Source organism: Pseudomaricurvus alkylphenolicus (assembly GCF_011683955.1).
Lineage (GTDB): Bacteria > Pseudomonadota > Gammaproteobacteria > Pseudomonadales > Cellvibrionaceae > Pseudomaricurvus > Pseudomaricurvus alkylphenolicus.
The window spans coordinates 190,360-202,632 of the sequence record NZ_JAAQPI010000007.1 but is presented as its reverse complement, the minus strand read 5'-3'; the positions used below and the strand labels follow the sequence as shown (position 1 = coordinate 202,632).

The following is a 12,273-nucleotide window of genomic DNA, read 5'->3' as shown; positions in this document are numbered from 1 at the left end:
CTATAGTATGGAGTTTGCCTTTGCCGAATTCAGTTCGCAGCCAAGAACCCTACCACCAGAAGATCCTGTTTCCAGAACAACAGGGTGTCAATCTAAGCCGAATTGAACGGGATCTCACTCAGGAATGGCGGGTCAATCATCACTTTCATGACATCTGTGAGATGGTGGTTTATGAGGCGATTGAGGGGGAGATGTTCTGCGGAGGCGAGAGCCGCACAATCGGTCGGGGTCAGGTGGTGTTTGTGCCCCCCGACACGATTCACAGTTTTGTGGTCCAGCCAGGACACCAGATTTATCACGTTCTGCATTTCGAGGCGTCGAAGGTCAGTCGCATCAATCCTGACTTTCTTCTACCGGAGGGCGCTTTGCTGGCAGATGCCACGGCGCAGGATTTTGAGTGTTTACTGGGGCTATTGCGGTGGTGTCAGAGTCTGGAGGAGTCTGGAGGGGAGGAGCACTGTCCCACCACACTGAATGGGGCTCTGGATCTGATTCTCTGCCTGTTTTTTGAGAAAATTGCCGCCAGCGGTATTAGCTCCGGGGTGGCCAATGCCGGCGCTTTCGCGCCTCTGGTCAAGTACCTCAACGCTCATCACCGATATCAGCTGAGTGTGGAGCAGGCAGCGGAGTTGTGCCACCTGTCGCGCTCTCACTTTATGAGCAAGTTTAAAAAGACCTATGGGGTCACCTTTAACCAGTTTATGGTTCAGCGCAAGATAGACGCGGCCAAGTATCTGTTGCGTTCATCCAGCTTGTCTGTGACCGAAATTGCCCACCGCCTGGAGATGGACAGCGCGTCTTACTTTACCAAGGTCTTTAAAAACGAAGTGGGTTGTACCCCCAAGGCTTACGCAAGTCGTGAAAAGAAATAAAGGGCACTAACCCTCTATTTCTTTTTCCAGCTGCTCCCGGCGGGTTTGATAAACTGCCCGGCTTTGGTTTTGGCGATGGCGCGCTCACCGGCGCGCGCTTCCACTGCCTGCAGGCTGATTTTGTTCTTGGTGGCGATGGCCTGGTATTTCTGACGGCGCTTGCCGTTAACGTCGTTAACCAACCGGTGAATTTCCGGGGCACTTTTGGGTTTAACCACTTCCAGATAACCATTTGCGGTCTCGCCGACCAGCCCCTGACTCTTGGCGCTTTGCAGATCAATGGCCCATGCCAGAGGTGAAAGAGCGATACTGGCGATAAGTATCAACTGCTGCAGGAAACGCGGAAGCTTACCCAATTTGGCAGAAATGGATTTCATCATAGTGTTGGTCCCTGTAGTTAGAAGAGTTCGCTGTCTTCGGAGAAGAGCTCGTCCAGCTCTTTATCCACTTTGACGCGAATCTCATGTTCAATTTTGATGTTGAGGTTAATGGTGATCGGCTTCTCCGGGGCCTGCACTTGCACGGTTGGTGTGCAGCCCCAGAGTGTGGCCACCAGTGCCAGTGGTATTAATCGCCACAGGCCGGGTAGAGTGTTGATCATTGGTTTCATAGCATTACCATTGGCTCATTGTGTTGAGGCCCTTATTGGGCGAGTTTCTTTTCCAGATTATCGGTAAAGGTGTCTGTCAGGCGCAAGCTCTTAAACAGGTCGAGCAGGTTTTGTTCCAAATTGATATTGAAACGCACATCGCGACCATCGAATTCATTGGGGTTGTTACCGGCCAAGGTTAAGCCCATCAACAGTTTGCCGTCTGTTTCGTAGTTCACGTCGCATTGCAACTCCTGATAGCGCAAGTTCGACAACAGCTTGGTGGCCAGCTGTAATTCGGGATGGGTATCCACCAGTGCCTGCGTGGCGGTGTCGGGTTGGTAGCGAATTAATCCGCCGGGGCTGCGTGCACTCACCTGACCCTGATTCATGGTCAGCCCCTGGCTGCCATAGTCCAGAGGCAGTTCACCATCGAGTATGCCGTTGGCTTCCAACCCTGGCTGTTGATGCAATGCAACCAGTTGGGAGAGATCCCAGTCCTTTAATTGCAATACAAACGGGTTGCTCTCTTTAGTCAGATCAATGTAAAAGGGTTTGGGGCTGAAAAGGCTGCCGCCGAGCAAGCGGCTGGAATAGGCTTTTACCTCCATGGCTGGCCGGGTTGCGCTTTTCAAATTCAGGACCATTTGTGTATCGCTCATGGGTACGCCGGGATGAACCTTGGCCAGGTTGAGCTTGATGGGAGTGGTACTGTACCAGTCATGATCACGTTCTTTAAAGCTGCCGGTCAACTCAAGTCCGCTAAAACCGATTCCCTCAGCCAATCCTTCGAGGTTGTGGGCCTGGAGCTTTACCTGCTTGCTCCAGAAGCCGGGGTCTGCCCCTTGACCGGTCATGTTCGCGTCCAGTTGCAACCGACCATCGGCCAGTTCAACATCCAGCGGCAATGGTGCTAACTGTCGCACCAACGCAATAGCATCCGTAAGGCGCCCGATCTCAATGCGAGTTTCAAGCTCACCGGTCTGTTCGGAGGCGTTCCACTGCCCATTTAACACCTGCTCAGCGCCAATCGCCGCCATCTGTTGCCGCAGATTGAGCTGCCAACGGTCACCTTCACCTTGAATCTGCCATTGTGATTGCAGCTCGGGAACTGTCTGGCTATGCCATTGCAAAGACAGGCTGGTGCTGGCTTCCAGTATCCAGCCACGTTGCAATTGCACGGAAGCCAGGTTTACCTGTGCGCCCAGTTGATAGTCACCCACAGAAAAAAAGCCATTGCTGAGAGTCAGCTGCTTAAGACCCTTAGCATCTGCCAGTACTTGCGTGTCAGCGGGCAGATGCAATTGAGCCGGCAGGGGCTGGTTTCCGGTCTGCTCGGAGGCTGCCATGGTGGTATTCAGGTTTGCGGTATCCAGTAACGTCAACGTCAGCAGGGCATCCCGCCACTCCAGGCTGTGGTGTATATCTAAGGCAAACGGGGGCAAGGCCTCATAAGCTTCAGATAACTGCAGGGCAGTACGACTGGTACCATTGAGATTGATCTGAGTTGGTAATGTGGAAATATCGGTGTTTAATCGGGGGGCATGCTTGAGAGTCAACTCAAATTCTGTAGAACCCGCTAAAGGCGGAACCGACTGCAGTTGTTCTCGCAGTGTGGATGGCAGCTTCAGTTCAAGCAACTGGCGCAGAGCGGTGTAATCCACCAAGCCGGAAATCAGCCACTCAAGGTCGTCATCGGCATCATTAACGGCCGCCAGGGAAGCATCCAGCTTTGCTGCCTGCGCTCGCTCCTCACCCACCAGGCTAAGAGCCAGCTGCAGCGGTTGCTCCGGTGTCGACTCCAGGGTCAACTCCTGACCTGTGGCTTCGAGCAGATGAACCCACAACTGGTCATCCCTTTTGTGCAAGCGGGCGCTGGTGTGTAATTCCGGCAAGTTGTCACCCTTTACTGTCAGCTGTAATTGTTCCAGTTGCAGGTGCTTTAGCGGCACGGCCTGCAACCATTGTTGGGGCAGCATAGCCGCCAGAAGCTGAATCGGTGCTGAATCCTGGGAAGGGGGTGGGCTGGCATTATCGGTCAGCTGCAGTAACAATTCGCCGCTGCCAACAGCGAGCTTCTGCAGTTGGAGTTGCTGCAGACCCCGCCATCGGTACTGGAAATGCAGATCCTGTAGCTCTAATTGGAATTGGTAGGCCTCGGATTGACCCTGCAGTCGAACGGATTGGCTCTGCAGTCCTCCCCAATCCAACTCGATAGGGCTGATAGCCACCTGCTCGACACCGTAGGCGGAAAACTCCTCCTGCAGGGTGGCGCGCAGTACCGGGGCCAGGTTCTGGAGGGCGACATAGAGTGCCAACAGGGCTACCACCGCCAGAAACAGCAATAGGGCCGATACGCGAATCAGCAGGCTTCGCCAGTTTGTGTTCATTCCCTGTCCGGTGCCTCCGTCGGGCTCTAGGCTATTGATGTACCTTGGCTCTAGGCAGTGTGACCCTGAACTCGGCGCCGGGTTCCCGATTGATGACATCCACTTTGCCACCGAGGGCGTGTACCAACTGATTTACCAGGGCCAGACCAATGCCAGTGCCTACGGTTTCTCGCGTCAGCTCATTTTCCGCCCGGTAAAACAGCCGGAATATCTTTTTTATTTGCGCCTTGGGGATACCGGGGCCATAGTCCCTTACCGCAATGACAACTTGATTATTGTCTCCATCGAGTACACTAACGTCCACGACTTTTTTGTCGGCCTTTGAAGAGAATTTAAGGGCGTTGTCTACCAGATTGATCAATACCTGGGCAAGCACATCCCGGTCGACCATCACCTGGCTCGTTTGGTCCGGTATAGAGAGGTTTAACTCGAAATCCGCACTGTCGATCTGCGAGCTGAGTTTGGAACGCATTTGGTCCAGCAGTTCTGCTACAGAGTAGACCTTGATGTCCAGCTGAATGTCATTGCGGTTCATACGTGCCAACTGCAATACATTGGCGATCAACCGAGACAAACGCTCGCTTTCATCAAATATAAATTCGTAATAGCTCTTGCGTTTGGTTTCGTCCGCCCAGCCTTCTCGAAGAATTTCACTGTACATTCGAATGGATGTCAGTGGTGTTTTCAGTTCGTGACTGACGGAGGAGACAAAATCCTGTTGCTGTTGAGACAGAGCGATTTGTCGTCGGCCAAGCAAATATATCAATGCAATGCCTGTTATTAGCACCAGCGCCAGTATCAGGGCAGTCCAGCTGATGACCCGGGCACTCTGTCCGGTGGGTAACTGTTGCAGGCTATAGATTAACTCCAAATCGCTGAAAGGAGCGGAGAGGCGGGTTTGCAGCAACAGCTCGCCGCTCCCGCTTGCCTGTGGAACGTTGGCATAGCCACCGGCCACGGACAGGACATTCCCCTGAAACGCCAGCAGCAATTGCCCGACGGTGGACAGTTCGTTATCAGGAAATACGGATTGGGTCAGCCCCTGCAGAAATGCGGACTGTTCGATAAGCCCCCCCTGGATACTGCGTTGACCATCGCGCCAGACATTGCGATACAGCACAAAGTGGCCGCTGTCCAACAGCGCAAAGTCAAAGGGATCGACTTCGCTTTCAAACACGGTAATGCGTTTTGGGGTCGCCCTCTCTTCTGCTGATTGAGCATCAGCGACCTCTACAGGGGCCAGCGTGGTTTTTTCCTTGCGTGGGCTGCGCAGTTTTTTCGGCAAGGATGACCTGGCCACCGTTAACTCGGGTTCCGGGGCCAGGTGTTGTTTTTGTTCGAGTTTGAGTTGCTTTTCCTTCGCCTGCTGCGGTTCCAGATAGTTGCGTTGCAGCCTGAGATCATCAACCCGGGTGTATTCGCCGCTGGATTTTTTCATCTTGCGATTGGTAAGCTGATCTTTAAATCCGCGAAAGTCCTGTGGAGGATCGGCTGCTTGCATCACTGATTCTTGCAGTATGGTGCCCGCCTCTTCTTCAAGTGCTGGAGCGAGGGCCGCTCCAGCACTCATGTCGGCGGCATCTTCGGAATCAACAGCGGCGGCAGTTGCTCCCATGGATGAGCCGGCCAAGTGTGCCGGCAATGAAGGGCTTTCCGCCAACCGGTTATCTAACAGAATATTCAGGATCCGGTCTCGCACTCGTTTGCGTTCTGCGAGCTGATCCACGGTCACTCCATATTGCGTAGCCTCACGCTCAAGCAGGGGCAATATTGGCGAGCTGAAAGCTCCCTGGGCATTGAGCTGAAAATAGCCGATCAGGCCGGGAACATCGGAGCTCAGCGGCCAACGGGACAACGGAGAGGGTTGCAGGAAGTTTGTGTTTTCAGCAATCACCAAAAACTGATAATCCGTTGAGGGCCTGGCTTCTTCTTTACTCACAAAACGCTGCAGCTGTTCATCAATACGAGCCGACAGAGACTCGGCTTGCGCACGGAACTGATAAAAAGCTTCCCACTTCAACTGACTATAGGCGTGCCGGACCAGAACCACCGAGGGTATAGCGATGGCGAGAAAAAACAGCACCAACAGCAGCTGCAACCGCCTGAGGTTGGTTCCGGCTCGCATCACTCAGTCCACTACCAGACGATAACCGGCGCCACGCACGGTAACCAGATGCTTTGGGTGTTTGGGATCCATTTCCAGCTTGCGCCGCAGTTTGGCAATATGGATGTCTACGGTACGTGTTTCGATATCCATCGTGCGGTCGTAGCCCCACACCTTGTTGAGCAACTCTTCTCGGGGTACCGGCCGTTCAGAGTGCGCCAGCAGGTATTGGAGAACTTCGATTTCCCGACGGGTAAACGCCAGGGGCCTGTCTCCGCAGCAACCGTTCAGGTTTTCCAGATCAATGCTGGTGTCGCCCAGCTGCAGGCGGTTTTGCTGCTCTTGCAGAGCACGCGAACGGCGCAATACGGATTGCACCCGCAATACCAGCTGGGCCACGGAAAAGGGCTTGGCGACATAGTCATCGGCGCCCAGTGTCAGACCCTGAATGATTTCCTCGTCGCTGGATTTGGCCGTCAGCATAATGATGGGTTGATCCCGGTCCTGTTCCCGAATCCGTCGGCAGATCTCATAACCATCGATGCCGGGCAGCATAATGTCGAGCAAAATCATATCAAATCGGCCACTCAGGGCTTTCGTCAGCCCGGTGTTGCCATCTTCGGCGAACTCTACCTCAAATCCGTGAAAGACGAATACATCCACCAGCCCGGTCCGGATGGCGGGTTCGTCTTCAACAATCAGCAGGTTCAGCTTCCTCTCCATTTCCCGATTCCCATGCTCTCATACCCTTACAAGCCTATCACTCAGCCACGGCCTTTGCATGTAAACGCTATGTAAACTCACCGACATCATGTTTACCAAAGCGGGCCTACTGACGAGTGTGGTCCGGGCTTAAGCTGCACCCATAGAGAAGCCGATAGTAAACACGGTTGGTTGCGGAGGCACCTATGGCCCTTGTAAGACGGTTACTGAGACTTTGCCAGGCGGACTTACACCATTTACTCGATCATCTGGAACAGCCGCAAATACTGCTGAAACAGGCGATTCGCGAGATGGAGGCAGAGCTGGAACGCACAGAGCAGGCGGTGCGGCGGCTGCAACAGGAGCAGGACGCAGCTGCAGCGCGAAGTCTAGAGCTTAAGCAACTGTTGCAGCAACTGGACAGCGAGTTGGATGCCTGTCTGGCCACTGGCGATGAAGCCTTGGCGCGGAGCCTGGTCCGGCGGCAGTTGGAATCCCGGCGTTTGATGGCCAGCCTCCAACAGGGTTCGCGGCAGCGGGAGGCCTTGCTCTGCGAACGGCAACAACTGCTGAATCGCCAGCGTCACCAATTGGAGGGCGTGCGCCAAAAAGCAGACTTGTTATTGGGGGCGGGTTCTTCTCCGTTGGAGCCAAGCCCCTGCAATATCTCGATCGGGAATGACGAGGTGGAGCTGGCGCTGTTGCAGGCAAAACAACAGCGCGAGCAGCAACTGGGGGGTGAGCCCCATGGGTAAGCTCTCATTCGGTGCGGGTGTCGGCTTTGCTCTGTTCATCAGCGTATTTGGCGGTGTCCTGCAAAGCGTCATTGAACCCCTGTTGGGTAGCGACATCAGCTGGCGGCTCGTTATCACCTTCTCAGCGGCCGCTTACCTTCTGCTTCTTGGGCATCAAAGCAATGGCCAAAGTGTATCGCTGCTGTTCGTGACCTTGCTTGCGGGGGCGTTATTGTTGCCTTGGGTCATCGGTTTCGATCTTTGGGGGCACGCATCATTCTACCTTGGCCCCCTGTGGTTGGCGCGCTGCCTCTGGTTTTATCCTCGACTGGTTTCTGCGTTGACCGACTCGATCTTACAAGCCGCCAGCTTCGTCGCAGCCCTTTGGGCGCTGCAATATACCGGCAGCGTGGGGTTGTCCCTTTGGACCTTCTTCCTCTGCCAAGCCCTGTTCGTATTCATTCAACAATTTCAACATCGCAGTGATAAAGACAGCCCGGACCTGGAGTCCGGATTTCATCGAGCACACCGCTCAGCACAGTCCGCCCTGCGGGCGCTTTTATCCTCTCAACCCTGATACGGGAGAAGACTATGAACGCTTCAACACGCATTTCCGTGCCGACCAAATTGCTGGCCGTTGCATTACTAGGCGCCACTGCAGCAACTATCGCCTGGTACCCTGAAGCCGAAACGGCAATTTCCAAATTCAACCCGCCGGCTTCCCATACAGCGACCAATCCGGAGCAATCCCTCACCGCTCCCATTGTACAAAAACGCCCAAAAATCGAGGTGGTGTTTGCTCTGGACACCACTGGCAGTATGGGCGGACTGATTCAAGCGGCCAAGGAAAATATCTGGTCTATTGCCACAACCATGGCCCAGGCGGATCCCGCGCCGGAAATCTCCATTGGCCTTGTTGCCTATCGGGATCGCGGTGATGCCTACGTTACGCGTGTGATAGACCTGTCTTCGGATCTTGATTCCGTCTACAGCACATTAATGGATTTTGAAGCCGCCGGTGGCGGGGACGGACCGGAGAGTGTCAATGCGGCGCTCTATGACAGCATTCACAAAATTTCCTGGAGCCAGGACTCAGATGCTTATCGAGTGGTTTTTCTCGTAGGTGACGCCCCTCCTCATATGGATTATCAGGACGACGTCAAGTACCCGCAGAGCCTGCAGGCTGCCAATGCACAAGGCATTATTGTCAATACCATTCAGTGCGGTGAGCATCAGGATACGACTTTGCCCTGGCAGCAAATCGCTCAGCTCGCCGGTGGTCGTTACTTCCAGGTGGAGCAGTCCGGGAGTGCGGTGGCGGTTGCCACGCCGTTTGATGACCGCATTGCGGCTTTGTCGCGCTCTTTGGATGAAACCCGTGTGTACTATGGCAACGCCGAACAGAAAAAGAAACAGATGGCCAAGTTGAAGGCAACCGAAAAGCTGCACCGTGAATCATCAGCTGCCGCACAAGCCAAACGTGCCGGGTTTAATGCTTCCGGCAGCGGCAAGAAGAATTTTCTCGGTGAAGGTGAATTGGTGGATGATGTCGCTAGCGGCCGTATTGCGCTGGAGGAAGTTGCCGTAGCGGAGCTGCCCGCGCCTATGCAGGCGATGTCCCCGGAGGAACAGAAGGCAGTTATCGCCGAAAAAGCCCAAAAGCGTCAGGCGCTGAAGGAAGAAATCCGCACCTTGTCGAAACAACGTAAGGATTTTATCAAGAAAAAGGTGGAAGCAATGGAGACGGCCGAAACTTCGTTGGATTACCAGATATTTGGTGCGGTTAAGGAACAGACCAAGGATATGGGCATCACCTACGAGGCGGACGCGCCGTCGTTGTAACGGACCCACCTCGGCGGCGTGGTGCAAAAGGATGATCATTGTAGCGCATAGTGCCCATTACCTCAGCAGGTTGCGGGCCTACCCGGAAAAAGGATTTACGTCCGCAATTCCCTTCGCAAGATCTTACCCACGTTGGATTTCGGTAGCTCTTCCAGAAATTCAATGTGCTTGGGTACTTTGTAAGCGGTAAGCTGCTGACGGCAGTGGGCGCGCAGGTTGTCGGCGGTCAAATCAGGATTGGCCTTAACCACAAACAGCTTCACAGCCTCGCCGGATTTTTCATCATCAACGCCCACCGCCGCACATTCCAGCACGCCGTCGTGGCTGGAAGCGATGTCTTCGATTTCATTGGGGTAAACATTAAAGCCGGAGACGATGATCATGTCTTTTTTGCGATCAACGATTTTCAGATAACCGTCGGGTTGGCGCACGGCGATATCGCCAGTCTTGAACCAGCCCTGTTCGTCAATGGCTTCAGCGGTAGCCTCCGGGCGATTCCAATAACCGCGCATAATCTGTGGTCCGCGTGCCAACAGTTCACCTTCCTCGCCCTCGCTGACTTCCTCGCCCTCGGCGTCGACGATTCTTACCTGGGTACAGGGTATGGGCTCTCCAATGGTCCCCACCTGCTGAAAGCCGGGGCGGTTAAAGGAAACCGTGGCGGCGGTTTCTGACAATCCGTAGCCTTCGCTGATGCGGCAGCCGGTTTTTTCTTCCCATTTGTTGGCTACGTCCATCATCAGGGCGGAGCCGCCGGAAATGGTAAGTTTTAATGCACTGAAATCGATATCGTCGATCATGGGATGATTGAGCATACTGACAAACAGGGTGTTAATACCCGCAAATCCGGTAAAACGGTAGGGCTTCATCGACGTCATCATGGCGTCCAGATCTCTGGGGTTGGGGATCAGAACCGACATGCCGCCCCGGAAAATCATACCCATTAAATACGTATTGAAACCATACACGTGATAGATCGGTAGCGGAGCAATAAAGATCTCTTTGCCTTCTTCCCAAATGTCCGCCGCCCGTTCCACCTGCTTGGCACAGGCAAAAAAGTTGGCGTGGGTGAGCACGGCGCCTTTGGCAACACCGGTGGTACCGCCGGTGTATTGCAGTACCAGGGTGCTGTCCATTGAGAGAGATACGTCCGGCAGTGCCTTATCAGCGCCAGCGGCCAACACCTCAGGCAAGGTGACCAGTGAGGCGATTGAGGAATCCGGCGCCGGTTGCGGCTGAATCATATCCAGGGCGTTGGTAACAATGACCTGTTCCACCCCGGTTTGCGGGATCACTTTTTCCACCAGGGGCAATAGATCGGCTAATACCACTAATTTCTTGGCGCCAGAATCATTGAACTGATGTACCAATTCTCTCTCTGTGTAAAGGGGATTGGTATTGACCAAAATGACCCCGGCACGAATCGCGCCCCAAGCCACCACCGGATATTGAATAAGGTTGGGCAGTTGTACAGCCAAGCGATCACCCGCTTGCAAACCGCCATCGCTCAACAGCCAGGCCGCAAAGTCGCGGGTTTTCTGCTCCAGTTCGGCGAAAGTCAGGTCCTGGCCCAGGCAGTTAAAGGCCGGTTGATTGGCGTAGGTGCGGCAGGCTTCCACAAAACGCTCAACCAGGCTGGTGTAGCCGTCGGGGTTAAGCTCGGCAAGCATTTCTTTGGCGAAGGAGGTGTCAGTGGTCACGTCGTTAATTCTCATGGGCCATAGGGGTTTACCCGAGGCTATCAGCCCCGATAGATTGGCTGAAATTTATTCTGCTTATGGCAGAGTATTCGCACCGGTAATAGTGAGGACGAACTATCCGGCGCTTCGAAAAAGGGGAAGCCCCTACCAGCTGGCTTCCCAAAGGAGAGAGGATGAACTAGTCGAGCGTTAAGGATTGGCGTACCGATTCCAGCATGGTCTTGCGGTTTTCATCGCTGGTGGTTGGTACCTCATAGAAGGGATAGACGCTCACCGGACTCATGCCTACCAGCTCCAGGGTGCCCAGTGTCATGGCGCCGGTAATGGTTTCCAGCCCGATCTGAGTTGCTATGTCCTCCTCTTTGCCGCCAAAGGTTATGTAGACAGATGCACTCTTGTCAGTCATCAGCCCTTCGAATCCATTGGCGTCTTCGAGGAACGCAAAGCCATGAGAGAGTACCCGGTCTATCCAACCTTGCAACATCGCCGGGCGATCAAACCACCAGGTGGGGTAAATAAAAATCAGATTGTCGGCCCACTGAATCAGATCCTGATACTCCTGAATGTCCCGGGGTGTTTCCCCCTTACTGAACGCGATAAAGTCCTCCGCTGCAAGAACGGGATTGAACTTATCTCGATAAAGATCGGCAACTCGGAATTCGTGTCCTTGCTTATCCAGGGTTTCCACGACGGTTTCCAGAATCGCATGGTTAAAACTCTCGGGGTTAGGGTGGGTGTAGATAATCAAGTGTTTCATATGTCAATGACCTAAAATGAGGTTATAAAAAAACATGGTTTACGAAACCTGGGTTAAGAAACAAGAGTTACGACCGATCTGTACAAGTGTTGGCGATAGCTGTCATTTCGAGCGTAATTCCTTCGAGCCCCAGCTTGCTGACCTCCGCGCCCACTGTCGACGGAAAACTTGCGCTTGCCTGTTCGTAGTAGCGATTACGAACGGGAATAGCCGCGGCTAATGAATCCAGATCGGTAGCGTAAAAGGATTCACGCACCACATGTTTTAAGGTTAATTGGTGAGCAGCCAGTGTCTCTTCCAACTGACTATATATCTGTTTCGCTTCGGTTTCCGGTTGGCCCTTGCCCACAACCCGGCCTTCCTTATCGATGCTGACCAGGCCACCGATGAACAGCAGGCATCCGGCTTTTGAAGCCATGTTATATTGGTAGGCGCTTTCAAAACCTTTGTTCAGGCTAAAGGTGTTATTGGCATCGGCGGCTAACGTTGTGTTAGCCGTGCAAATTGCCGCTATGCTGATGGCGCCGGAAATCCATCCTTTCTTGAAAATGAGTGGAATAGGCATCACAAAAATCTCCCGTTT

12 protein-coding genes are annotated in these 12,273 nt (G+C 53.8%); 4 read left to right on the top strand and 8 right to left on the bottom strand.

Annotated features, from left to right (window positions below; genetic code table 11):
- Nucleotides 1-20: 20 nt before the first annotated feature.
- Nucleotides 21-872 carry a helix-turn-helix transcriptional regulator gene (locus HBA55_RS18650; protein ID WP_166994560.1) on the top strand — a complete coding sequence of 284 codons (852 nt, stop codon included), beginning with the start codon at nucleotides 21-23 and terminating at the stop codon, nucleotides 870-872.
- A 14-nt stretch (nucleotides 873-886) separates the two neighbouring features.
- Here the strand turns inward: HBA55_RS18650 and HBA55_RS18645 are convergent, their stop codons facing one another.
- The 5 genes from HBA55_RS18645 to HBA55_RS18625 are packed head-to-tail and all read right to left on the bottom strand — an operon-like array spanning nucleotide 887 to nucleotide 6,678.
- A complete protein-coding gene (locus HBA55_RS18645; RefSeq protein ID WP_206019869.1) occupies nucleotides 887-1,252 on the bottom strand; it encodes a YdbL family probable chaperone protein in 366 nt (121 codons plus the stop codon).
- A 17-nt stretch (nucleotides 1,253-1,269) separates the two neighbouring features.
- Entirely contained in the window at nucleotides 1,270-1,482 is a 213-nt protein-coding gene (locus HBA55_RS18640; protein WP_166994558.1) for a YnbE family lipoprotein, read from the bottom strand.
- A 32-nt stretch (nucleotides 1,483-1,514) separates the two neighbouring features.
- Nucleotides 1,515-3,851 carry an intermembrane phospholipid transport YdbH family protein gene (locus tag HBA55_RS18635; RefSeq protein ID WP_166994556.1) on the bottom strand — a complete coding sequence of 779 codons (2,337 nt, stop codon included), beginning with the start codon at nucleotides 3,849-3,851 and terminating at the stop codon, nucleotides 1,515-1,517.
- 31 nt (nucleotides 3,852-3,882) lie between these two features.
- Nucleotides 3,883-5,976, bottom strand: coding sequence for a sensor histidine kinase (locus HBA55_RS18630; RefSeq protein ID WP_166994554.1), 2,094 nt, complete (start codon nucleotides 5,974-5,976; stop codon nucleotides 3,883-3,885).
- A 3-nt stretch (nucleotides 5,977-5,979) separates the two neighbouring features.
- Nucleotides 5,980-6,678: a response regulator transcription factor gene (locus HBA55_RS18625; protein WP_166994552.1), complete on the bottom strand. Its 699-nt coding sequence runs from the start codon at nucleotides 6,676-6,678 to the stop codon at nucleotides 5,980-5,982.
- Nucleotides 6,679-6,863: 185 nt separating this feature from the next.
- Here HBA55_RS18625 and HBA55_RS18620 point away from each other — a divergent pair, with 185 nt between their 5' ends.
- From HBA55_RS18620 to HBA55_RS18610, 3 genes are read left to right on the top strand one after another with little or no spacing between them, the layout of a single operon-like run.
- Nucleotides 6,864-7,412: a PspA/IM30 family protein gene (locus tag HBA55_RS18620; RefSeq protein ID WP_166994550.1), complete on the top strand. Its 549-nt coding sequence runs from the start codon at nucleotides 6,864-6,866 to the stop codon at nucleotides 7,410-7,412.
- Entirely contained in the window at nucleotides 7,405-7,968 is a 564-nt protein-coding gene (locus HBA55_RS18615) for a hypothetical protein (protein ID WP_166994548.1), read from the top strand. The genes HBA55_RS18620 and HBA55_RS18615 overlap by 8 nt, the downstream gene beginning before the upstream one ends.
- A gap of 14 nt (nucleotides 7,969-7,982) precedes the next feature.
- Entirely contained in the window at nucleotides 7,983-9,233 is a 1,251-nt protein-coding gene (locus tag HBA55_RS18610; protein WP_166994546.1) for a vWA domain-containing protein, read from the top strand.
- A gap of 95 nt (nucleotides 9,234-9,328) precedes the next feature.
- On the opposite strand, the gene HBA55_RS18605 is transcribed toward HBA55_RS18610, so the two are convergent.
- The 3 genes from HBA55_RS18605 to HBA55_RS18595 form a co-directional block, all read right to left on the bottom strand.
- The gene (locus HBA55_RS18605; protein ID WP_206019868.1) at nucleotides 9,329-10,948 is read right to left on the bottom strand and encodes an AMP-binding protein; all 1,620 of its coding nucleotides are present in this window, start codon (nucleotides 10,946-10,948) and stop codon (nucleotides 9,329-9,331) included.
- Nucleotides 10,949-11,111: 163 nt separating this feature from the next.
- Complete coding sequence (locus HBA55_RS18600) at nucleotides 11,112-11,690, bottom strand: NAD(P)H-dependent oxidoreductase (RefSeq protein WP_166994544.1); 579 nt, start codon at nucleotides 11,688-11,690, stop codon at nucleotides 11,112-11,114.
- Between the two features lie 67 nt (nucleotides 11,691-11,757).
- Entirely contained in the window at nucleotides 11,758-12,255 is a 498-nt protein-coding gene (locus HBA55_RS18595; RefSeq protein ID WP_166994542.1) for a RidA family protein, read from the bottom strand.
- Between the last annotated feature and the right edge of the window lie 18 nt (nucleotides 12,256-12,273).

Coding starts and splice junctions, on each gene's coding strand:
- HBA55_RS18645 (WP_206019869.1), bottom strand. CDS start 1,252: ATGATGAAATCCATTTCTGCCAAATTGGGTAAGCTTCCGCGTTTCCTG.
- HBA55_RS18640 (WP_166994558.1), bottom strand. CDS start 1,482: ATGAAACCAATGATCAACACTCTACCCGGCCTGTGGCGATTAATACCA.
- HBA55_RS18635 (WP_166994556.1), bottom strand. CDS start 3,851: ATGAACACAAACTGGCGAAGCCTGCTGATTCGCGTATCGGCCCTATTG.
- HBA55_RS18630 (WP_166994554.1), bottom strand. CDS start 5,976: ATGCGAGCCGGAACCAACCTCAGGCGGTTGCAGCTGCTGTTGGTGCTG.
- HBA55_RS18625 (WP_166994552.1), bottom strand. CDS start 6,678: ATGGAGAGGAAGCTGAACCTGCTGATTGTTGAAGACGAACCCGCCATC.
- HBA55_RS18620 (WP_166994550.1), top strand. CDS start 6,864: ATGGCCCTTGTAAGACGGTTACTGAGACTTTGCCAGGCGGACTTACAC.
- HBA55_RS18615 (WP_166994548.1), top strand. CDS start 7,405: ATGGGTAAGCTCTCATTCGGTGCGGGTGTCGGCTTTGCTCTGTTCATC.
- HBA55_RS18610 (WP_166994546.1), top strand. CDS start 7,983: ATGAACGCTTCAACACGCATTTCCGTGCCGACCAAATTGCTGGCCGTT.
- HBA55_RS18605 (WP_206019868.1), bottom strand. CDS start 10,948: ATGAGAATTAACGACGTGACCACTGACACCTCCTTCGCCAAAGAAATG.
- HBA55_RS18600 (WP_166994544.1), bottom strand. CDS start 11,690: ATGAAACACTTGATTATCTACACCCACCCTAACCCCGAGAGTTTTAAC.
- HBA55_RS18595 (WP_166994542.1), bottom strand. CDS start 12,255: ATGCCTATTCCACTCATTTTCAAGAAAGGATGGATTTCCGGCGCCATC.